The 22,403-nt window shown below is 48.2% G+C and carries 20 protein-coding genes and 1 pseudogene; 11 read left to right on the top strand and 10 right to left on the bottom strand.

Going from position 1 to position 22,403, the window contains the following annotated elements:
- A partial coding sequence (locus tag H141_RS21665; RefSeq protein WP_033425609.1) for a retention module-containing protein occupies positions 1–809 on the bottom strand: 809 nt, incomplete at its 3' end.
- A 193-nt stretch (positions 810–1,002) separates the two neighbouring features.
- Between H141_RS21665 and H141_RS0116550 the strand changes: the two genes are divergently transcribed.
- Genes H141_RS0116550 through H141_RS0116530 form a run of 5 tightly spaced genes read left to right on the top strand, consistent with a single transcriptional unit; the run spans position 1,003 to position 7,320 of the window.
- Positions 1,003–2,871 (top strand): TolC family outer membrane protein, encoded by a 1,869-nt coding sequence (locus tag H141_RS0116550; RefSeq protein WP_157610979.1) that lies wholly within the window; start codon positions 1,003–1,005, stop codon positions 2,869–2,871.
- A 27-nt stretch (positions 2,872–2,898) separates the two neighbouring features.
- Positions 2,899–5,037 carry a type I secretion system permease/ATPase gene (locus tag H141_RS0116545; protein ID WP_019677400.1) on the top strand — a complete coding sequence of 713 codons (2,139 nt, stop codon included), beginning with the start codon at positions 2,899–2,901 and terminating at the stop codon, positions 5,035–5,037.
- Positions 5,034–6,350, top strand: a complete 1,317-nt coding sequence (locus H141_RS0116540; protein WP_019677399.1) for an HlyD family type I secretion periplasmic adaptor subunit — start codon at positions 5,034–5,036, stop codon at positions 6,348–6,350. Before H141_RS0116545 ends, H141_RS0116540 begins: the two co-directional genes overlap by 4 nt.
- Positions 6,351–6,357: 7 nt before the next feature.
- Positions 6,358–6,945, top strand: a complete 588-nt coding sequence (locus H141_RS20515) for a response regulator transcription factor (protein WP_019677398.1) — start codon at positions 6,358–6,360, stop codon at positions 6,943–6,945.
- A gap of 12 nt (positions 6,946–6,957) precedes the next feature.
- Positions 6,958–7,320: a hypothetical protein gene (locus tag H141_RS0116530; protein WP_019677397.1), complete on the top strand. Its 363-nt coding sequence runs from the start codon at positions 6,958–6,960 to the stop codon at positions 7,318–7,320.
- Between the two features lie 7 nt (positions 7,321–7,327).
- On the opposite strand, the gene H141_RS0116525 is transcribed toward H141_RS0116530, so the two are convergent.
- Both H141_RS0116525 and H141_RS20510 read right to left on the bottom strand, forming a co-directional pair.
- Positions 7,328–9,226, bottom strand: a complete 1,899-nt coding sequence (locus H141_RS0116525) for a bifunctional diguanylate cyclase/phosphodiesterase (protein ID WP_019677396.1) — start codon at positions 9,224–9,226, stop codon at positions 7,328–7,330.
- Between the two features lie 31 nt (positions 9,227–9,257).
- Complete coding sequence (locus tag H141_RS20510) at positions 9,258–9,797, bottom strand: transglutaminase-like cysteine peptidase (RefSeq protein WP_205620416.1); 540 nt, start codon at positions 9,795–9,797, stop codon at positions 9,258–9,260.
- 323 nt (positions 9,798–10,120) lie between these two features.
- On the opposite strand from H141_RS20510, the gene H141_RS0116510 reads away from it, so the two are divergent.
- From H141_RS0116510 to H141_RS0116500, 3 genes are all read left to right on the top strand, one after another.
- A complete protein-coding gene (locus tag H141_RS0116510) occupies positions 10,121–12,154 on the top strand; it encodes a S9 family peptidase (RefSeq protein WP_019677394.1) in 2,034 nt (677 codons plus the stop codon).
- Positions 12,155–12,317: 163 nt separating this feature from the next.
- The gene (locus H141_RS0116505) at positions 12,318–13,904 is read left to right on the top strand and encodes a thymidine phosphorylase family protein (RefSeq protein ID WP_019677393.1); all 1,587 of its coding nucleotides are present in this window, start codon (positions 12,318–12,320) and stop codon (positions 13,902–13,904) included.
- 3 nt (positions 13,905–13,907) lie between these two features.
- Positions 13,908–14,798, top strand: coding sequence for a ribose-phosphate diphosphokinase (locus tag H141_RS0116500; protein WP_019677392.1), 891 nt, complete (start codon positions 13,908–13,910; stop codon positions 14,796–14,798).
- A gap of 72 nt (positions 14,799–14,870) precedes the next feature.
- On the opposite strand, the gene H141_RS0116495 is transcribed toward H141_RS0116500, so the two are convergent.
- Positions 14,871–15,308: an OsmC family protein gene (locus H141_RS0116495; protein ID WP_019677391.1), complete on the bottom strand. Its 438-nt coding sequence runs from the start codon at positions 15,306–15,308 to the stop codon at positions 14,871–14,873.
- Positions 15,309–15,462: 154 nt separating this feature from the next.
- Here H141_RS0116495 and H141_RS0116490 point away from each other — a divergent pair, with 154 nt between their 5' ends.
- Complete coding sequence (locus H141_RS0116490; protein ID WP_019677390.1) at positions 15,463–16,083, top strand: hypothetical protein; 621 nt, start codon at positions 15,463–15,465, stop codon at positions 16,081–16,083.
- On the opposite strand, the gene H141_RS0116485 is transcribed toward H141_RS0116490, so the two are convergent.
- From H141_RS0116485 to H141_RS20505, 5 genes are all read right to left on the bottom strand, one after another.
- Entirely contained in the window at positions 16,080–16,355 is a 276-nt protein-coding gene (locus tag H141_RS0116485; RefSeq protein WP_157610977.1) for a hypothetical protein, read from the bottom strand. The two genes, H141_RS0116490 and H141_RS0116485, sit on opposite strands and share 4 nt — an antisense overlap.
- The gene (locus H141_RS0116480) at positions 16,306–16,506 is read right to left on the bottom strand and encodes a hypothetical protein (RefSeq protein ID WP_019677388.1); all 201 of its coding nucleotides are present in this window, start codon (positions 16,504–16,506) and stop codon (positions 16,306–16,308) included. Before H141_RS0116480 ends, H141_RS0116485 begins: the two co-directional genes overlap by 50 nt.
- A 164-nt stretch (positions 16,507–16,670) precedes the next feature.
- Positions 16,671–17,912, bottom strand: a complete 1,242-nt coding sequence (locus H141_RS0116470; protein ID WP_019677386.1) for a hypothetical protein — start codon at positions 17,910–17,912, stop codon at positions 16,671–16,673.
- A gap of 25 nt (positions 17,913–17,937) precedes the next feature.
- On the bottom strand, positions 17,938–18,339 hold the full coding sequence (locus tag H141_RS0116465; RefSeq protein WP_019677385.1) for a type 2 periplasmic-binding domain-containing protein: 402 nt from the start codon (positions 18,337–18,339) through the stop codon (positions 17,938–17,940).
- Positions 18,340–18,471: 132 nt separating this feature from the next.
- A complete protein-coding gene (locus tag H141_RS20505; RefSeq protein ID WP_019677384.1) occupies positions 18,472–19,269 on the bottom strand; it encodes a hypothetical protein in 798 nt (265 codons plus the stop codon).
- Positions 19,270–19,521: 252 nt separating this feature from the next.
- On the opposite strand from H141_RS20505, the gene H141_RS0116455 reads away from it, so the two are divergent.
- Both H141_RS0116455 and H141_RS0116450 read left to right on the top strand, forming a co-directional pair.
- Positions 19,522–20,154 carry a DUF642 domain-containing protein gene (locus H141_RS0116455; RefSeq protein WP_019677383.1) on the top strand — a complete coding sequence of 211 codons (633 nt, stop codon included), beginning with the start codon at positions 19,522–19,524 and terminating at the stop codon, positions 20,152–20,154.
- Positions 20,155–20,352: 198 nt separating this feature from the next.
- Positions 20,353–22,116 carry a GGDEF domain-containing protein gene (locus H141_RS0116450; RefSeq protein ID WP_019677382.1) on the top strand — a complete coding sequence of 588 codons (1,764 nt, stop codon included), beginning with the start codon at positions 20,353–20,355 and terminating at the stop codon, positions 22,114–22,116.
- Positions 22,117–22,152: 36 nt separating this feature from the next.
- Here the strand turns inward: H141_RS0116450 and H141_RS21805 are convergent.
- Positions 22,153–22,403, bottom strand: a pseudogene (locus H141_RS21805) (hypothetical protein); the annotation flags it as partial.

Genomic DNA, 22,403 nt, shown 5'->3' with positions numbered 1-22,403 from the left:
GCATCCGCTGCTAAATCCACAGTATGGGTGGAGGTGCCGGTCGACTCGACAGTATTGCCAGCCGCATCGCTGGACGTCACCACCACATCAAATTCAGTATCGGCGGCCAAATCACTGCCAGCCACCTCGACACTCCAGCTACCATCGGCCTGGACGGTGGTGGTGTAGGTGGTGCCATTGATGATCATGGTCACCACATCGCCCGGGGCGATATTACCGCCGCTGGCGCTACCGGTAACCGTAAGGGTGCCGGCCGCTTCCGCAGCATTGATTATGTTATCAGCGGTTACATTGTCAATCTGAATAATTGCTGGTTCCGGTGCCAACTCTTCGCCAGCCTGAACAGCTGTCTCTGCTATCGGTGTGTCAACAACAGGGTCAGTTGTCGTAAATGTACCCGGTGCCAACAAGGTCGAATCGTTAGATTCAACAATCCGGGTCAATCTGACAAAGCTATTACCACTATTCTCTGCAGAACCAGCACCACCTGCGGCAGCTGCCTCTAGTTGTTCAAGTAAATCGCCTTCTTCGTCTAGTACCGCCAAAATGTCTTCAGCAGTATTAATATCAACAACAGAATCTTCTGGCGAAATATCGGTTTGTAACCAACTGTCAGAGATAACAATAGTCTGGTCTTCAGCTATGGCCACGGTTTCATTCAGGTATGTCAAAACAACCGAGCCGTTGTCTGCGGTCATTATTGTATCACCAGGCATCAGCATATCACCTTGCTGAAGTATTTTTACCTCACCATCAGCAGATTTAACTTCGACAATACCTTCAACAACTTGAGCAACGATTTTTGACATAATATGTAATATCCATAAATAAACCTTTATGAGTTGTATTTTATGGCAGAAGGTATGGCAAAACCATTGGACCTCGGTACAGTTTAATTTACTAAAGTAAAAACAGATTTGTTAACAGCAGTAGCCAGCAAAGTGTACCTTAGGATATAATTTACACAATTTAGTAGTTTGTTATTTAAAGGACACAAATCGAGTGAAAGCTGCACTTACCTGGAAGGGACTTCAATTTTTTATTCTTTTGGCACTAGCCACCTTTACCATACCCGGTTTCTCTGCTCCATCCGTTCAGGAAGCTACAAAATCGGCTATTGAGAAAAACCCTGATGTGTTGGCTAAATGGCATGAATTTCTGGCTGCAGGTGAAAATGTTAATGCTGCCCGTGCAGGTTACAAACCTACTATTGATGGTACAGTAGGATATCAATATCAAAGACAAAATTATGGTTTTGTCAGAGAATATGATGGTGCCTATGCCCGGCTTTCACTTACTCAGATGTTGTATGATGGCAGTCGTACCCGCTCTGAAGTTAATCGTTTTTCTAACTTTCAGTTAGTCGCCTATTTTAATCTTTTGGAAACAGCTGAAAATGTCGCTTTAGAAGCTTACAGAGCTTATCAGGACGTGCTGGCACAGCGTAAACTGGTTGCCCTGGCTCAGGACAACTTGAATAAGCATTTTGAAGTGTATCGCCAAATTGAAAGCAGTGCTAAAGCTGGTGTAGCTAAACTCGCTGATTTAGAACAAATAAGTGGCCGAGTATCGCTGGCACAAAGCAATGTTATTACCGAAACCTCTAACCTGCATGATGTCACCACTCGTTACCTGAGAGTGGTTGGCGAACTACCGTCAGCAGAAATGAGCGACATTGTTATTTCAGATGCTCTGCCAGGTTCAGTAAGCCAGACACTGCGGCAGGCTTACCAGAGCAGCCCTGCCTACCATGCAGCGCTTAGAAATATTAAAGCGGCTGAGTTTGCTGCAAAAACTGAAAAATCTAATTTCAAACCTTCTGTTAATTTAGTTGGTAGTTATGGCTATCAAAACTACTCAGATATTGGGCTGAGAACCGATCAAAACGAAGCACGAGTTGGTATTGAAATTAAGTATAACTTTTACAATGGTGGCCGCGACAATGCCACGCTAAAACGTGCTTACTCAGAAATTAACCTTGCGCAGGAGCTGAGAGATCAAGCTTGCTTAAATATCCGCCAAACTATTCAGATTTCTTACAATGACAGTAGTAAGTTGTTTGAACAATTACCGTTGTTAAATCAACACAGGTTGTCATCAGACAAAGTGAGAACAGCTTATAAGCAACAGTTTGATATTGGCCAGCGTTCGCTGCTGGACGTACTGGATTCTGAGAATGAGTATTTCCAGGCCAGCAGAGCTTACCTTGCGGCCAGTTACAGCCTGAGTGTGGCTAAAGCCAGAACACTTGCCGGGATGGGTACCTTACTTAACACCCTGGGTTTGGCGTCTGACACCTGGCCCTCATTAACTGAACTTGGCGCTGAAAAGCTCACAGTGGACCCAGAGACCGCATGTCCTGCTATTGATGTTTATGACAGTCTGCACATGAATAATGATGCCGACAATGATTCTGTTAAAGATTCTGCTGACTATTGCCCGGATACTCCGCCAACCGATAAAGTCGATGCCAAAGGGTGTTCAATTTTTACCGAAAAGATGGTGAATTTCACCCTGGAAATTAAATTCGCGCATAACTCCAGCGTTATAAACGAAGATAGCTTTTCAGATATTGCCGATTTCGCTGCATTTTTACGGCGCTACCCGAATACAAATACCGAAATTAATGGCCATACTTCAGCGCAGGGCGCTGCCTGGTATAACAATCTATTATCGAAGCAGCGTGCTGATGCGGTGAAAATGGTATTGGTAGAGCAATTTAATATTGATGAAGCGCGCATTGTTACCAAAGGTTTTGGTTCAAGCCAAAGACTATCTGACGCTGATACTGAAGCTGCTCACAATGTAAATCGGCGGATAGAAGCGGTAGTGCGTGCCAGGGATGAACGCCGCGTGCTTCGGGATGAATAATAGACAACTGATACAGGAAGATGCCCATTGATCCCAGATAACCAACATACCGGTGGGCCGCTTTTTGAAGCATTACTCTATATATGTGAATTTCACCAGCATACGGTCAGCCCGGCAGCGTTAATCAGTGGCTTGCCACTTACTGACAACATGCTTACCCCAGCTGTTTTTAACCGGGCGGCAGACCGTGCCAAACTCGCATCAAAAATACTGCAACGGCCGTTGCTCCAACTCAACGTGGCTTTGTTGCCGGCTATAATAACCCTGAAAGATAACAAAGCCTGTTTAGTTCACCAGATAAATCATGAAAAAAAACAGCTGGTTATAAGCTATCCAGAGCTGCCTGATAGTGTCTCAACGGTCAGTCTTGATGAGCTGAATAAGGAGTATACGGGTACTGTATTTTATGTACGGCCGAAAACCGATGCAGAGCAAAAAACTAACCATTTTAAGCTGCCAGCGCATTTACATTGGTTCTGGGGGGTTGTTAAGCAAAACCGCTCCTTGTACCGGGATGTTCTGCTTGCCGCTATTCTGATCAACTTATTTGCCTTGTCGATGCCGATGTTTGTGATGAATGTGTACGACAGAGTTGTGCCAAACCTTGCTACCCATACCTTATGGGTGTTAGCCTCAGGCATCACCATAGTACTGATTGCAGACTTAGTGTTAAAACTATTGAGGCATCATTTTGTCGATTTAGCCGCCAGTAAAACTGATGTTATGATGTCCTCAGCCATTATGGACAAAGTATTGTCAATGAAGCTGAAAAACCGGCCGCAGTCTACCGGGGCTTTCGCTTCAATTGTTCAATCTTTTGAAGCAGTAAGAAGTTTTATCGGCTCGTTAACCATCGTCGCGCTGGCCGACTTACCTTTCGTATTGCTGTATTGTGTTGTTATCGCCCTTATCAGCCCGCCATTGCTTTTCCCGATTATTATCGGTGCTGTTATTTCCCTGATTTATGCTTACTTTGCGCAGCGTAAACTGAAGTTTTTGTCTGACGAGTCAGCAAAATCAGCAGCAGAGCGCAATGCCACTTTAATTGAAGCCATTGGTTCGCTGGAAACGGCAAAATCCAGCAATGTTAAAACTAACATCCAGTACAAGTGGGAACAGCTATCGTTAAGCTGCGCCCACAATGGCGCCAAAATGCGATCAGTGTCGGCATCGGTCAGCAATTTCACGGCGTTTATTCAGCAGTTAGTTGGTGTCGCGGTTATTATTACTGGTGTCTATTTGCTGATTGATGGCAACCTTACCCAAGGTAGCCTGATCGCGGTGTTTTTATTGTCATCAAGGGCCTTAGCCCCTGTTAGCCAGGCTGCCGGACTACTGGCACAATTTCATTACGCTTCATCAGCTTATGACAATCTTAACGTATTGATGCAATATCCGTCTGAGCAGGATGCCAGCCAAAACACTATCAGCAAGCCATTATTGCAGGGCAAAATAGAATTTAAGCGGGTGAGCTTCAGTTACCAGGATGGCGATTTACCGTCATTGCATAATGTCAGCTTCTGCATCGAGCCAGGCGAGCATGTGGCAATCCTCGGTCGCAACGGCTCAGGCAAATCAACCTTAGAAAAGCTAATTCTGGGCCTGCACGAGCCAACAGAAGGCCAGGTTCTGCTGGATGGTATCGATATCAGTCAGTTAGACATTCATCAGGTAAGAAATAATATCGGCTACGTTCCCCAGGATATCTCTCTATTCAGTGGTACGCTGCGCTATAACATCGAACTGGCTGCCCCTTCGAAAAGTGCCGAGCATTTTCTGAATATTTGTAATATCTCCGGCTTAAGTCAGTTACTTAGTCGACACCCGGCGGGCTTTGAAATGCAGGTAGGAGAGAAAGGCCAGAATCTGTCAGGAGGCCAGAAACAAATCGTGTCTATCGCCCGGGCCTTGTATAACGATCCGCCCATACTGTTACTGGATGAACCAACAGCAGCGTTGGATCACAGCAGTGAAGAAGCCTTTCGGAAGCATTTAGGAGGCTATGCACAGGGGAAAACCATGTTGCTGATTACCCACCGCAGCCCATTGCTCTCCTTAGCGAGCAGAATTATCGTCATCGACAACGGGAAAATTATTGCAGACGGCCCGAAAGATACCGTGATGGAAGCGTTGCGTCAGGGCAGAATTATGGGCACCAGTACATGAGCAACCCAACATCAAAGTATTCCAAAGATTGGGTGAGTGAGGCGGAATGGGCACGTATTGCGCAGTCTCCCTTATCTGCACGGCGGTTGCTCTATGCAATTGCCCTGGCGGTTGTGGTATTGCTGATCTGGGCAGCCCTGGCACCACTCGATGAAATCGCCAGAGGCGACGGTAAAGTGGTTACCTCGCAGCAATTACAAACTATCCAATCGCTGGATGGCGGCCTGGTTACTGAAATTATGGTACGCGAAGGGCAGGTGGTAGAGGCTGGTCAAGTGTTGCTGAAAGTCGACTCTACACGCTCTGCATCAAACCTGGCTGAAAATATGGCACAGTTTTATGCCCTGGAGGCCGAGGTCGCCAGGCTTATTGCGCTTACCAACGAAACTGAACCGCAGTTTCCGGAACATCTTAAGATATACGCTCCCGAAAGGTTGCAACACGAAATACAGCTCTACCACAACAGTCTGGCTGAATTAAACGAGCAACTTGCTGTGCAGACTGAACAGCAACAGCAACGACAACAGGAATTACTGGAAGCCAAAGCGGCCCTGTTTCAGTACAGTCAAACCTTTGAGCTTACCAACCAGGAGCTAACGGTAACTAAGCCACTCCGGGCCTCTGGGGCAGTGTCTGATATCGATATTTTGCGGTTGGAGCGTGATGTCGCCAGAGCGCGCGGCGAAACAAAGCGGGCTGAAGCCAACGTCGCCCGGGCAGAATCTGCTTTGCAGGAGGCTCGAAATAAACAGAACGAAATTAAGCTAATGGTACTTAACCGCTGGCGTAATCAATTGTCAGAATCCCGTGCCAAACTGGCCGCCTTAGCCGAATTACAAACCGGCCTGGTTGATATGGTACAGCAAGCTGAGGTTAAGTCGCCAATGCGCGGAACCATTCAGCGGCTACATATTAATACGGTTGGCGGGGTATTAACCCCGGGCCGGGATATACTGGATATAGTGCCGCTGGATGACACCTTACTGATTGAAGCCAGAATATCACCAAGAGACATTGCTTTTATTCAGCTGGAACAACAGGCTACTATCAGAATAAGCGCGTATGACTTTGCTATTTTTGGTGGTTTGCAAGCAACCGTCAGCCATATCAGTGCTGACACGGTAACCGACGAGAAAGACAATACCTATTATGTTGTCAGGTTAAGTACGGCCAGTCAAAGATTGGATGACAGATTAACTATTTTGCCAGGCATGACCGTACAGGTAGATATTGTTACCGGCAAGCGCACGGTATTGTCTTACTTACTTAAACCATTACTCAGAGCGAAAAGTAACGCGATGACAGAGAGGTAGCGGACAGATGGCAAAGGTAGTTATTTATACTGCGCCGGGTTTTAAAGCGTCCAGCTGGCATTCAGCGTTCAGTGAACCCACAATTTATACCTATCCTGACGCAGCGACTAACGCCCTGCAGGCCGGTGGCGTGGTGTTAATCCACAGTGCCCGCATCGACTGGCAAACCCTGGTAAAACAGCTTAGTGCCAGTCAGCTTATTATTGTGATTAGTCAGCAGCTGAACATTACAGAATTACAACTTGCGCTGACGTTAGGCGGCAAAGGCTATATAGATGCTGGCAGTAGCAGTGTCAACTTCGTGCAGGCAGTTAACACGGTAAACAGCGGTGCGTTGTGGATCCCGGCAACTCTGCTTAATCAGCTAAACCAGTTTTTATCAAAGGTCATTCCATCGCAACAAAGTTGGCAGTCTTTTGAAAGCCGGCTGTCAAAAAGAGAGTATGAAGTGGCAAGCCTTGCCCGCCAGGGGCTGAGCAATAAAAATATCGCCGAAAATTTATTTATTACAGAAAGAACAGTCAAGCAACACCTTACTGCGACCTTTGCTAAGCTGGGTATTAAAGATCGATTACAACTAATCATGCTTCTTTAGAGGGATGCTCTGATGTACGTTAAACGCGCCAGTGATAATAAAATAATCGGATTGAGCATAGAGCAGTCAGCTGAGTATCCTGAATTTGTGTCAAACAATGATCCAGAGCTACTGCGGTTTATGCAGAAAAATATTCCGGCGTACGAACTGGCTAATAAAGAATTGAGCCATAGCAAAAAGCTGCAACATTCTGACGCAGAGTTAGCCCGGGTGCTGGAAGATTTAGTTGAGCTGCTTACCGCCAATGGCACAATAAAATTTACCGAATTACCAATGGCGGCGCAGGTAAAATTGTTAAACAGAAAAACCTTACGCCATAATATGAAAACGTTAGACTTGCTTGATGAAGAAGCAGACGACAGCATTATGCCCTGAACCGGTGTCAGGCAATGCCCGGGCCGGTCAGGCCATCGAATCCCAGCTGATACAAGCCTTTAATGTCTTCTGCTGAAACTACACCCTCTGCTATCACTGTCAAACTTAAGGCGTGCGCCAGTTTTATCAAGCTAGTCAAAATCTTAGCAGCCTCAGGGGTTTTGTAACGCAATACTATAGCGGAATCAATTTTTAAGTAATCAATGCCTAACTTTTCTAAATCCTGAATATTGTTAATAGCATAACCACATTTCTGGAGGCCGACACTTACTCCTAGTGCTTTTAACGCCGGGGCAAAACTGATAAATAACAACTGATGTTTAATCACCAGTCGCTCGTCAAATTCCAGTGACAAGCGCTGACACACAGTCTTTGGCAATGTCTGTAGTAAAGTTAACAGTTGATAATGCACCGCCACTGTGGTCAGGGTCTGATCGGATATATTGATAGCCAGCTGCAAGGTTTCATCCGCAGCAAGTTGGCTAAGAGCACGATTTATCATCGCGATGTCCAGTTGGCTGGTGAACTGATAGCGTCTGGCCCAACCCAAAATCTGGCCTGCCGATAACCATTCATTATTAATGCTTACCCGCAACATGGCCTCTTGGTGCAGCAAGTTACCATCACGCAGTTGCACCGGATAAACTTTAGACATAATACGTTCTGAATCAATAGCCTGTTTGATTGCTTTCAGCCATGCCGTGGCATCCGCCAGGGTGTCGTAAGGCTGCAATTGCTGCAATATTTTGCTCTGTAACGGCGGGACAGATTCAACTTCAACCAGCATCGCATCTAACTGCAACAGGGTTTGCTGCCGGCTGTTGACGGCATCAAGCGACAACCCAACCAGTAAAACGGGGGCTGTGTTATGGTTCTCATCCAGCAGGCAGCTGTTGTTAAGCTGGTCAACAAGCTGGCCACACATCGAGGTGGTGGTAGCCACCTGATCAGCAATAATAAAAAAATCGCTGCCGTTTAATCTGCTGACCAGACGCACACCATGATACTGCTGCAAAACGTTCACCATTTGCTTTAACCATACATCGGTTTCGGCCCGGCCAAATTGCAGATTAATACCTTGCAAGTTCGTTACCCGAAGCATAAATACGCTACTTACTTCGCTACGGTCTGCATTGTTAAAGTAGCCTTCAAGCCAGCTGGCGCTATAGTCCCGGTTAAAGGCGCCGGTAACCTGGTCCAGTTCATACTGGCGTTGCAGATGGTCAAGTTGTTTTTGCTCCTGCTCCAGCATAAAACGCACCCGGCCAGTTAACCGGTTCATTGCTGCAACCAGCCGTTTTAATTCAAACGTCGCCGGTTCATCACTAGTAATAAACTGTCTGTTACCCAGGGCTTCTGCGTGGGTCACCACCTGATTCAGTGGCCCGCGTACCCGGTTTAGTAAAATACTGCCTGTCACGCCGCAGCCCATCGCAATAATCAGAAAGCCCAGCGCCAGGTCTTTAGTTATTTGCCATAATGCCACCAGGCTATAATCAGTCTGGCTTTCCAGCTCGATAGTACCAAAGCGCTGCCAGCCGTCCTGAATTTGCGCAATGCCGGGTTTAATCTCAAAATTCAACAGCCGGATAAACCACTGCGGCGCATTAACCTGTTGGGCCGGTAAGCTGAATTCAGTCACGATATTGCCGGCAACATCTCTCAGGGCAATACGGCGGTAATAACCGGTGTCGAACTGGGCAGACAGCATCAGTTCAATGGTGGTCAGGTCTTTATCCATCTGAGATAAAGTCAATGCCATGCCCGTTGCATTATCGATGTTTTTTACCTGTAGCTGCTCTGCCAGATAGTTCTTAGTCTGATAAGCACTGATAAAAAAACTACTGCCAAAGGCCAATAGCACGATAACAATAATGGCAATCCATAATTGCTTAATGAGAGACATTACCCACCCCTTAACCCGTTTGTTGTAGGCATTACAATACAATACCTTGCAGTTCTAATCGTTGCACAAGATCGCGCCATCTGGATAAACGCGCGGTAGCACTTTGTTTTGATTTCTGATTGCCGCTGCCAGCCCATAATCCGGTGGCGTTAAAACTAAATACCGGCGTTAGATCAGGCCTGGCAGACGCGGGCAAAATAGCCTGAATTAAACTATCTAAAATAAGGGGCTCAGCACCGGTATCAGGATAATAAGCAAGCACCATATGGGCCTGGCTTAAACCGCTGTTCTCTGCACCAATTCTAGCCCGAACGTAAACCAGGCGCAGCTGAGCATCAGGTATGCCCAGGGCCCGTAAACTGACATAGCTGGCAATAGCCCAATCTTCGCAATCACCTTGTTGGCTGGTAAACAGTTCAGCCGGGCTGGCCCAGTAGTCTTCCATACCATATAGCAGGCTGTCTGGTACATAGCTTAAAGACTGATGCAAAAACGTATTGACCGCGCTAAGCTGGTCATTCACCGGCAGGGTTGAAGCTGACACTAACAGGGTTTGCCACTTCGATGGCATAGTCAGAGGCGCAGAAACGTACTGTCCGGCGTAGCGCTCGAACAGCTTAAAGTTGATCAGAAGCGCCTTTTCGACAGCATAAATTTGCTGGATAACTGCAATCGATACGATGCACCAAAAAGGCAATGCGAATTTTTTTAGCGGCCTTAATGGCATTTAGCAAAAAGCCCAGTACTCGTAGTCAGTGCCCAAGATAATTTAAAACCAGTGCTATCTCAACGAATTTATCGCTAAAATACCATTGTTTTGTCGCTTACTACCGCCGGTAATTTACTGACTGTGCTATTTTTAGCAGCAATAATAACTATCATGGAGTCTTACCGATGAGAGCAGTTTATTTAATGCTGGTGCTGTGCCTGTTGCCAGGCATGCTATTGGCCAGTGAAAACAACAACGACGATACCCGCCTTAGCGTAGAGCGCTTATGGCAAATGCAACGTATTGGCTCGCCTGTGGTGTCAGACGATGGCAAGCATATCGTGGCACCGGTTACTGGCTACGATGTGGCCGCCGACAAAGCCAATGGCCGCTTGTGGCTGTTTAGTGCCGATGGCAAACAGCAAACGCCGTTAACGGCTGAAGGGCTGCGGGCCAGTGAGCCGACTTTCTCGCCGGATGGCAAAACCCTGGCGTTTATCAGCCAGCGTGACAAAGATGATGCCGGCCAGATTTACCTGTTACCTATGCAGGGCCCGGGCGAAGCACGGCGCTTAACTGAAGTACCAACCGGCGTGTATGGCATAAAGTGGGTGGGCCAGCACCTGTATTTTATCAGCCGGGTATGGCCAGATAAAAACTGGGATGAGATGAAAACCCAGCTTAAAACTAATAAAGACAGCAAAATGTCAGCCCGGCAGTGGAATGCGTTGCCTTACTCGCATTTTGATCACTGGCTGGATGAAAGCCGCCAGGCCCATGTGTTTCGTATTGCGGCGAGCGGCGGTGATATTCAGGCAATTACCCAGCCACTGGGTTATCAGTTACCCCGCTCCAGCCAGAGTGCAGCCAGTTATGACATTGATAGTAAAGAGCAATACATTGCCTTTAATGCCAACGGCTGGGACAACCAGGTTGATGCCAAAATTGATATTTTCTTAAGCCGGATAGGTTCTGATACTGCTGAAAACCTGACCAAAGATAATCAGGCGCCTGACAGCAACCCGCAATTCAGCCCTGACGGCAAAAGCCTGGCTTTCAGCCGCCAGCTGATTCATGGTTTTTATGCTGATACTGCCCGTTTAATGATCTACGATCTGGCGAAAAATACCAGCCGGCTACTGACCGGCGACTGGGATCGCTCGGTCAGCAGTTTTAGCTGGGCCAAAGATGGCCGCGGCTTTTACGCCAGTATCGACGATGCTGCCAGTCGTCGCTTGTACTACATCGATGCCCGTAGCGGTAAGCCGCGCGCCATTACCAAAGCAACCAGTTTTGGCCAGCCGGCGCAGGCCGGTAACAGCCTGATTGCCACCAACGACAGCTTTTTATATCCAGCCCGGCTGGTAAAAGTAGATCCACGCAACGGCAATACCAGCCGGCTGGATAGCTTTAACGACGACATTTTAGCCAAGGTTGAGCTGGGTACTTACGAGTCAGTAACTTATAAAGGCGCTGAAGGTAAAGACATTCAAATGTGGGTGCATTACCCGCAGGGTTTTGATAAGAGCAAAAAATACCCGCTATTTATGCTGATCCATGGCGGCCCGCACAATGCCTTTACCGACAGTTTCAGCTACCGCTGGAACTCGCAAACCTTTGCTTCCTGGGGCTATGTGGCTGCCTGGCCTAACTTTCATGGCTCCAGTGGTTTCGGCCAGGATTTTGCCGACGCTATTAATCCCGATTGGCGCACTAAGCCGCTGGCCGACATTCAGGCGGCTACCAAGTGGTTTGAAAACCAAAGCTGGATTGACACCGAGCGGATGGTAGCCGGTGGTGCCAGCTATGGTGGCTATTTAACCTCGATATTACTGGGCACCGAGCATCCGTTTAAGGCGCTGTTAATTCATGCCGCGGTATACAACATGTACTCGCAAATGGCTGCTGATTTTGCTGTGCACTCCACCCGCTTTGGCGGCTACTGGGATAATCCGGACATCTACAAAGCGATTTCGCCGCATTACTATGCAGACAAATTCACTACCCCCACCTTGGTTATTCATGGCCAGCTCGATTACCGGGTCCCGGTAGGGCAGGGCTTTGAATTGTTCCGCACCCTGCAAAGCCGTGGTGTCGAATCGCGGATGATTTACTTCCCGGATGAAAATCACTGGATTTTAAAGCCTAATAACTCCATTTATTGGTATAACCAGGTAAAAGATTGGGTAACTAAATTTGCCGAGCCGGGGGCCAGATAAGCCTGCTGCATAGTCTCTGAACAAGGCGTGGTGTCTGGCACCGCGCCTTTTTTATGTGGTGCATAAACTGATCTGTCGCAAAGCGGTAGCAGATAATCAGTAAAGTGCTTGGCACAGCGGCCGTTGGCGGCTAGATTAACTAAAAGCCTTTTGAGACAGCAGTATGACAGCGTCAGGCAAAGCAGAAACTAGCAAAGCAGATAGCAGTAAAAGCATGCAGCTTACGGTAAAGCGGGTGGGTATCGACACCTACCGTGAAAACGTCGCTTATCTGCACCGCGAATGCGAGATATACCGGGCTGAAGGTTTTCAGGCGCTGGCGAAAATAGAAGTGCAGGCCAGAGGCAAGAAAATCCTCGCCAGTCTGAATGTGGTAGACGACACCAATATTGTTGGTTGTCAGCAGCTGGGGTTATCGGAAGAAGCCTTTGCTATTTTAGCGGTGCCCGATGGCGAAGCAGTAACGGTATCGCCGGCCGAACCGGCCCGCTCTATTCCGGCGCTGCATCGTAAAATTGCCGGTGAGCGGCTCAGCGCTGATGATTTTAGCCGTATTGTCCGCGATATTGCCGGCCACCGTTATTCAAAAATTGAGCTTACCGCCTTTGTGGTGGCCTGTAATCAGGGCGAGCTTGACCGCGAAGAAGTATTCTTTTTAAGTGACGCCATGAGCAAGGTTGGCCGCAAACTCGACTGGCACGAGCACCCGGTGGTCGACAAGCATTGCATAGGCGGCATTCCCGGTAACCGCACCTCTATGCTGGTGGTGCCTATTGTGGCGGCGCATGGCATGCTCTGCCCGAAAACCTCATCGCGGGCTATTACCTCACCGGCAGGCACTGCCGACACCATGGAGTTACTGGCCAGGGTAGAAATGCCCTTTGAGTTACTGACCGAGATTGTCCACCGTCACCGCGGTTGTCTGGCCTGGGGCGGCAGCAGCGATTTATCGCCGGCCGATGATGTGTTGATCTCAGTTGAGCGGCCGCTGTCTATCGATTCACCGGGGCAAATGGTAGCTTCGATTCTGTCGAAAAAAGTAGCCGCCGGTTCCAGTCATTTATTGCTGGATATTCCGATTGGCCCCACCGCCAAGGTGCGCTCGATGCCGGAGGCACAGCGGCTACGAAAACTGTTTGAATTTGTAGCCAAACGCATGGGCATTGCCATCGATGTAGTGGTAACCGACGGCCGCCAACCGATTGGTAACGGCATAGGGCCGGCGCTGGAAGCCCGCGATGTGATGCAGGTGCTGCAAAACCATGCTAATGCGCCAATGGACTTGCGCCAGAAGGCGCTGCGTTTAGCCGGGCGCATGCTGGAATTTGCACCTGACGTGCGCGGTGGTGATGGTTTTGGTATTGCCCGCGATATTCTCGACTCAGGCCGGGCGCTGGCGAAAATGCAGGATATTATTGCCGCCCAGGGTAAAAGAGAGTTCGATCCCGAGCAGCCACCGTTGTCGGCACTCAGTTTCGAGATTAAAGCGCCGGTCAGTGGTACCGTGGTAGCCATAGATAATCTGCAAATCGCCCGGATTGCCCGCTCGGCCGGTGCGCCGCGGGCCAAAGGCTCGGGGGTCGACTTGTTAGCCAAGCTGGGTACCCAGGTCAGCCAGGGCCAATTGCTGTATCGGGTGTACGCTGCATACCCCACTGAACTGGCTTTTGCCTGTCAGGCCTGTGAGCGCAGCATAGGTTATATTATTGGCCCGGCTGAAGCATTACAGCCCTTATTTGTTGAGTATTAACAGATGTCGATATTACTGATTTGCAGCCAGGACGAGCAGGCCGCGGCACAGCGCCTGGCCGATGCGGCTGGCTTGCCGCTGGCACTTTATCAGCAGCACCGCTTTCCGGATCAGGAACTGAAGCTGACTTTGCCATTTGCCGGGGCAGTACCAGAGCAACTGGTACTATACCGCAGCCTCGATAATCCCAACGATAAACTGGTTGAACTGTTGCTGCTTGCCCGCCATGCCCGCACGGTTGGGGTAAAACGGTTATGGCTGGTGGCGCCATATCTGGCGTATATGCGCCAGGATATTGCATTTAATGCCGGCGAAATTGTCAGCCAGCAGATCATTGGCCAGTTTTTAGCAGAGTTATTCGATGGTGTGATCACCGTCGACCCGCATCTGCACCGGATCGATAGCTTAAACCAGGCCATCCCGCAGGGTGAGGCAATAGCACTAAGCGGCGCCCCCCGGCTGGCCGAGCTGATTAGCCGCGAGCGCAGCAAACCGTTGCTGATAGGGCCCGATGCGGAATCAGAGCAATGGGTCGCGCTGGCAGCGGCACAAATTGGATGTGATTACGGTGTCTGCACTAAACAACGCTTTGGTGATACCGAGGTGCAAATTCAACTGCCGGCGATAAGCGTTAACGGCCGGCAAGTCGTGCTGATGGACGATGTAGCCAGCTCTGGCCGTACGCTGGCCGGCGCCTGTAGTTTGCTGTTGCAGGCCGGGGCTGCCTCGGTCGATGTGGCGGTAACTCACGCTCTGTTTGCCGGCGACGCCTTAACGGTGATTACCGCCGCCGGCGTAGGCGAAGTATGGAGCACCGACTGCATTGCTCACGCCAGCAATGCCATTAGCATGGCACCATTACTGGCCCAGGCCCTAAAGCCACTGCTGGTTTGATGAGAAATGGCCAGAGCTGAGTTCAGGTGTCATTTAGCCATTGCGGCTTTTTCAAGCTCTGTCACACTGCATTTAAGCCAAACTATGCACTACGCTGCTGGTGTGGCTTAAGTTATCGTGCAGCGGGCAGCGCTGGCATACTTCATCCAGAAACTGCAGTTTTTGTTCGTCGGTTAAGTCGGCATCTATTACCGCGCTAATGCGTATTTCAGTAAAACCTACCCGGTCATCGGTTGGCTTACCCAGTAAACCGGCCGGGTTGTAATCGCCCTCCACTTTTACCTGCATACCGCGCAAATTAATTTTCTGCTGAAAAGCAGCAATCCGGCCGATGGTGCCAATACAGCCGCCAATCGCAAATAGTAGCATTTGTAGTGGTGTCGGGCCGGTACCTGTGCCTTTAACGGTAACCGGTTGGTCAATTAATACTGTATGGCCGTCAATCTCACCACTTATAGCAAAGCCTTCTGCCAAACCGGCACTTACTGTTATTGTTTTTATGTTACTCATGCTGCGTTTCCCTTTTATTAGGCTGCGCTAATTTACGACTGTAGCCTAGTGCTTTTAAGCAGGACAATACCTGAGCTGGATCAAGCTTAAGCTACTTTTGCCTGAAGTGTCGTAGTACAGTATTGTATTCTTTTGCATCTGGCCGGGTTCCATCGTGATAAACCAATACAGTTATGTTGAGCAACAGCGTCTGACCCTGCAATGTGGCTCGGCCTTGCCGGCTGCACAATCTTTGTTGCAACTTGCGGGTCAGCAGCCGTTGCTGGCGCAATTAGCTGCCGCACCAAGCGCGCAACAACTGCTGAACGCCATAGAGCAGGCCTATCAGGCCGGTTATGAGCAGCAGGCCTCTACCGAATTTGAGTTACAGGGGCTGGCCATCGCCGGTATTGGTGACCCTTTGTTACAACCTGAGTTGTTAGCACAGTTATTACCGGCTTTTAAAGCTCAGCGCCACGGCGTGCCGGTAACCCTGGTCAGTTATGGTCTGGTAGCGCCCACTGTCGCGCCGGCGCTATGCCAGCAGCTGTTGACGCTTGGCGTCGAAAAGCTGGAGTTGTATCTGCCCGCCACTAACCCGCCAGCTTATCAGCAGGCGGTACAGCCAACCCGGCTTGGTTTTAGCGAACTATGCCAGTTTATCCACACTGCCAGTGATGCCGGCTTATATGTCAGCTGCTTTGCTTTTGCGCCCTGTCAGCAGGCCGCAGAATTACGCGCGCTGGCGCGGGAGTTGGGCGCCCGGGCTTTTATGGTTAAACAGCAGGGGGATTAGCTTGCGTTTAACAGGCTTTGGCAGTTGGAGCTAAAGCCCAAACTAGTCAGCCAGGCAAAGGCGTCCTGCTGGTTGGGGTAAATCCGCTTTTCAAACTCAGGGGTGCTGTCAATTATCATCCGGTTCAGCTGATACTGCTTAATCATACTCGGGCAATACACCTGGGCGGTGTACCGCAGGCCATTTTTTAAACACCAGCTTACTAAATCCTTTACCACAGGCTCAATATCTGGCGCTCCCAGTTGCCAGTTGCCAGTTATCCAAATAGACAATATGAGCCCAGTCTTCACCGACCAGGGGCATAGCCAGCGCTTTAAACTGGCTGGCATAATCTTCGGCAGTAAACCGGTTCCAGCTGCCATTAGCTTTCGCCAGAATAACCTTGCCGTCACGCCATAAGGTAAATTTAGAGTAGGGGGCCATAAGCGATTGCCGCTCTATAACACGAAATTAAACTATAGCAGTACTCAGTAAAATCAGCTTGATCCAGCGCAGTAAATTCGCTTGTATAATTCGGGATAAGGTTAAAAAAATAAAGCTTAAGCAGCCAGCAGGCTCCTTAAGCTTATTGAACGGTGAGTTTTTAGTTAAAAAATAAAATCGAGGGCAACACTGAACAATGTGGCATCGTTATGATAACTAAAATCATACCAGGGGCTTCTATCGCCTTTGTCTTTGAATTTATTCAGTTCAAATTTTAATGCGGCATTGGCCATAACGTTATAGCGCAAGCCTAGGGTGATAATTTGATGCTCTTCCGCTTCACCGGTACCAAAGCCATCGAAATCTTCGGTTATTTTTAATTTCGCTTGTGACATGCCAACATAGGGTTGCCAGGTATCATGATTATAAATGGCACTGACATAAAAAGTGGGGAAGCGCGAGCCATACCCATCATCGTAGGTCACATAGTTATAATCGAATAGCACAGTGGCATATTTAAAATACATCGAACCACCAAGGCCATAAAAAGACAAATCGAAATCGGTTAACGACCATTGTCCTGAACGAATAGGCGTGCCATCGGGATTGGTTCTGCGCTCTATTACGGCATCGGCAATGCCATCGCCATTGCTGTCAAGTTCATCAAAAAACATCACGTCCGATGTCGTGGTATAGCGGGTAGAAAAATAAGACGCCCGGATATCCAGCCAATCATTAGCTGCTGCTAAATTCACCCCGATAATATCACTCCAGGATACATCTGCCGTACCCGAAATATATACGCCTGCTGGTGGGAAATAATAGCCGCCTCTGTTGCGCCAAAAATCATGTGATTTAATGTTAGTTTGGGTTTCTTCACCCATAAAGGCGCTGAAATCTAAGTTCCAGTTGCCAAGCTCAAAATTATATAAATAGGTTAAACCATTAAATTGGGTAATTTCCCACCAATATAAATTGGCCGGTGGCCTGATCCAGGGGTAAGCAAACCCTACTTCCATATACTCAGAAAAATAGTACATAGGCAACATTCTGCGCCCAGCCATTATTTTGCTACTGTCGTTTAACTTATAGGTAAGGTAGAACCAGTCAATATCCGGCGACCATTCATCAGCAGCCTTCGCCACCAGCTGAATCGTGGCATCCAGCCGGTTGTTAATTGAAGCCACCATTTGCAAGGCAACCAAAGACTCTTTATCCCACGCCCAGTCTTCAACGTAATAGGCGTAGTCGTAAAAGTCGACCTGAAACTCGATCTCACCAGACGGGTCTAAATCACCACTGACAACTTTACCGCCAACAATGGAACCATAACCGCTTACTTTAAAATCTACTGCCTGCAGCGTTGTTGGCAGACAAAACAATAAAACGATAATGATATATTTCATAAAGCCCCCAAGGGATATCAAACAGTCATTTAACCGTATGCAGCACTTTCACGCTGGAACTGACTTTTGAGCTATCAACATAGCCAATACTGAACTCATTATTGGCAACGTAGTTCAGCACTTCCTCCTCACTGGCAAACTCTTTTGGAGGAGAGCCTTTGCCGGTAAATACCAATTTTGACCAGTGGGCTTTAATCTGGGATGAGGTGCGCCCCAGGGCTTTTTCATCAAACGCCCCCCTAATCGGGTTAGCATCTGAAAGGTTAACGGGTTCCAGCACTGAAGAGCGGCCAGTATATACCCGGCTAATATCATCAATGGTTATTGATTCATTCATTGATGGATGAACAACGATAACTAAATCTGCCTGTGCCGTTTGCACCGCCAAACAGCCAGCAAGCAAAAAACTTAATTTCAATAATTTCATAACACAACACCCCCAGCAAAAACGTAAAATATTAAGTGAGGAAAACATTCAGATTAAGCGTAGCTTCATATTAGAAATGATCAATGAAATTAAAAGTTTCCCGAAAAACCAACCATCCGGGCTACAGTTGCATCAGCGCTTTGCCGGGTGTTGGGGTTTGACTCTGGTCTGGTACAAGTGCTCCAGCGCTTCGCTAATGGTCATATCGTCATTTTCACTCAGGTAACGCTCTACTTGTTTATGCACAAAAATAACGGCTTGTTTATGTTGTTTGGCAAAGGCCGCACATTGCTGCTTTAACTGCTGGTTAAACTCTTTTTCCGCCACTTGTTTATGAATGGCCTGAATCGCCAATTCAAAGTTGTTGTTATTATCAGCAAAGTATTCTTTTAAGGTGTTTTTCGGTATCCGGTAGGCTTTACTGGCAAACTCCAGCGCTTCGCGAAAGGTACTAAAGCGCTCGCCAAATACATCAAAATAGCTCACTGGCTGGTGTTGCATATTATGCTGCAGCCCGGCCGTTTCATAGGCAAAGCCGGGATAACCCAGCCGCTCAGCCGTTTCGCCGCCCAGTTTCAGGCCGGCCTCAATACTATGGCGCAGGCTAAAATCCAGCGTCGCTAGTTCGGCTTCGGTCCACATTTCATAAATGGTTAGGGCTTTATCGTACTTTTTAGCTAACCTGGCTTTGGCAAATGTGCGCCGCTCGTCCAGCGTGCCGGCCTTACAGGCTTTCAGGTGGTCATGACACTCACTGCAGCAAGGCACCTGTAAAAACTCACTTGGCTCGCGGGTCGCCAGATAAAACTCCAGATACTGCAGCGGTGGCGCATAGTCATGCGCACTGGCAATACAACCACAGTAAAAGCAGGTGTTAAAGTCATTGCTGTAGGTGGGTACCAGCAGGTGGTAGTCTGTAGCTAAGGTCATGGTGCCTTCTTAAGTCGGAGGATATACACAAAACTGTTAATGTGGCTACAACAGCGGAAACAGCAGAGAGGTGCATATTAATACTCAGGGCAGGGCTGATGTGTGATCTATAGTAGGCAGTGGCATCGTAACATACAAATATTTTAGTCGGGCAAAAAATCTCTTAACACATGTTCCTAATATTCTAAAACACTGGTATGATGTGTTGGTTAATTAACCAATAATCGTCAATATAATGTTTGAGGGATCAAGATGTCATTTGTTTCTATTCGTACCTTATTAGGTGCTGTTGCCTTGCTGGGCGCCAGTTTCAGTAGCCATGCTACATTAATCGTTAACGGCGATTTTGAAGAAAACTTTGTTGCCAGTAACAAATGGGTTGTTTTTAACAGCACCGCCGTTGCAGGTTGGCAGGGTAGTAATATTGAAATATGGAATGCTTTAGGCGGTGTAATAGCAGCCAGCGGCAAAAACTTTATTGAATTAAATGCCCACGGCAGCAATTCAGGCGCCTGGTCAATTTTCCAGACGTTTGCCACCGAAATTGGTCGCGAGTATAATCTGAGCTTTTCTTATCGTGCCCGCAACAATAATAACGAAAAGTTCTCGGTATCGGTACCCGCTTCAGACTGGACCCTTACTGATCATACTACCGCTGGCTGGACGACTTTCGTTAATAGCTTCATTGCCACCGACAGTACTTCCATTTTACGTTTTACCTCATTAAACGCCGGTACGATGGGTAATTTGATTGACAACGTAGTTGTTACTGCGGCCCCTGGACGTAATGTTGCGACAGCGGTGCCTGAGCCAGCTACTTTGGCAGCGTTTGGCGCCGGATTGTTAGCCTTAGTAGGTGGCCGTCGCTTACGCCGCAGCAAATAAGCCTTTGTTAATAGCTAGCGTGCTTTACTAAAACGCCAACCTTCGGGTTGGCGTTTTGCGTTATAGCCATTTATGGGCTTGTAGCACTTTGTCATACGGGTGCAATATTAGTTACTTATTCTACCCAGCTGCAGGGATGAACCAATTGCCATGGATAGTGTTGGCTAAAGTTGTAAGCTAACTGAAAGAGTAATCAGCTTGGGTTTAAGTGACTATCATCATGACGAGCTGCGCCATATCCTGGCCGATAAGCGGTTAACTCCATTGTTTCAGCCGATAGTGCGGCTGAGTGATGGCAAAAACCTCGGCTTTGAAGCGCTGATCCGCGGGCCGTCGAACAGTGCTTTACACTCGCCCGGTAATTTATTTAAAACCGCCATAAGCTACAACCTGCTGGAACCACTGGAGTTATTGTGCCGCGAGCTTAGCATTAACGCCTTTGCCAAAGCCGGCTCGGGTGGCCTGCTGTTTTTAAATGTAAACCCGATGCTGCTACTAACCTCAGATCATCCCTCTGGTCTGACTAAGAAAATGATTGAAGCGGCTGGTTTGGCGCCGGAGCAAATTGTTATTGAGCTATCGGAGCAGTTCCAGGTGGAAGACACCGAGCTGTTTATTAACGCGGTAAAGCATTATCGCGAATTTGGCTTTAAAATCGCCATAGATGATTTGGGCAGCGGTTTTTCCGGCCTGCGATTATGGTCCGAGTTACAGCCTGATATCGTTAAGATAGATCGCTATTTTATCGATCAGCTGCACCAGGACCCGATTAAAAAAGCCTTTGTTAAAAATATTATAGAAATAGCCAAAGATACTGGCTCCAGCATCATTGCCGAGGGCATTGAAACCAGCGAAGAGCTGCAAATGTGCCGCGAGCTGGGGGCTGAATATGGCCAGGGCTATTTACTGGGCCGGCCTCAGGCAGAGTTTCAGGACAGCCCAACTGCACTGGCACCGCTATTGGTCAGCAATCAGCTGAAACTGAACCAGACCCTGGACCCGGTTATTGTTGTTACCCCTGCAGTGGCACAGCATACCCCGGCACTGGAGGTAGCTGAGCTGTTTGCCAGCGATAAAAGCCTTAGCTGTATTGCCGTGGTGGATAACCAGCAGCGGCCGGTTGGGGTGGTTAGTCGCGGTTTACTGAACGAAAAATTCTCGCACACCTTTGGCCGGGCGCTGTATCAGCGTAAATCTATCAGCTATTGCATGGAAAAAGCACCATTGGTGGTTGAGAAAAGTATGTCGATAGATGATGTCAGTAGTTTAATCAGCGACGATGCCGATGACGCCGGCCTGCATTTTCTGGTAACTGACAGTGGTCGCTACTATGGTTTAGGCTCGGTACGCAAAGTGTTGAAGCAAATTAGTGAAAACAAAGTGTTTTTCGCCCGTTATACCAACCCGCTTACCTTATTGCCCGGCAATGTGCCGCTGAACCTGCATATTGATAGCTTGCTGCGTCAGGGCAGTGAATTTAGCGTGGCCTATATCGATATCGACTTCTTCAAACCTTATAACGATATTTATGGCTACAGCAAAGGCGATTTGATAATAGAGTTGCTGGCCAAAATTATTCAGGCAGAAGTGCCGGCCGTAGGCGGTTATATTTACCACATAGGTGGTGACGACTTTATTATTGTGTTTAGTGACGTCAACACCATGGCGGTGCTGGCACAAATACAATCGCGTTTTAATGAGCGGATAAAACATTACTACAGCAAAGAACATTTAGCGGATGGCGGTTGCAGTGCGGTTGACCGGCTGGGGCAGCCACTGTTTTATCCGCTGATTTCACTGTCGATAGGGGTGGTTGAGCCCGACCCACAGCTTTGTGTCAGCCAGCACGACGTGTCTGAATTAGCTACAAGTGCCAAACGCGAAGCCAAAAAAACCAGTGGCTCCAGCATTTTTCATAGCCGTCGCCGCGGCCCGCCCCAGCACCTGAGTGATACTTTTTAATTAAAATGGGTCAGAGTCTGAGGGATCCCCACGAATTTAGCTCCAACACAATCCATACTCTGCGGTTTTCCGTTTGAAGTAAAGAACGCCGGATAACCAATGTTTTAAAGTTATCCTAAGTTCGCTTTGATGGATTAGTCTTGCCGCGATGTAACAGTAGCTGAGTACCCGTCGATGTTTGATAGTGTTTGCCTGGAAGCGTTTAGCCAACCCCGCTTGCTCTGCGGCTACACCAATAAAATTCATAGCAAACAACGCTAAAGTACCAATTAATACCAGCACTGCTA

Source organism: Arsukibacterium perlucidum DSM 18276 (assembly GCF_000382165.1).
Lineage (GTDB): Bacteria > Pseudomonadota > Gammaproteobacteria > Enterobacterales > Alteromonadaceae > Alishewanella > Alishewanella perlucidum.
This window is presented reverse-complemented; position numbering and strand designations above follow the sequence as displayed.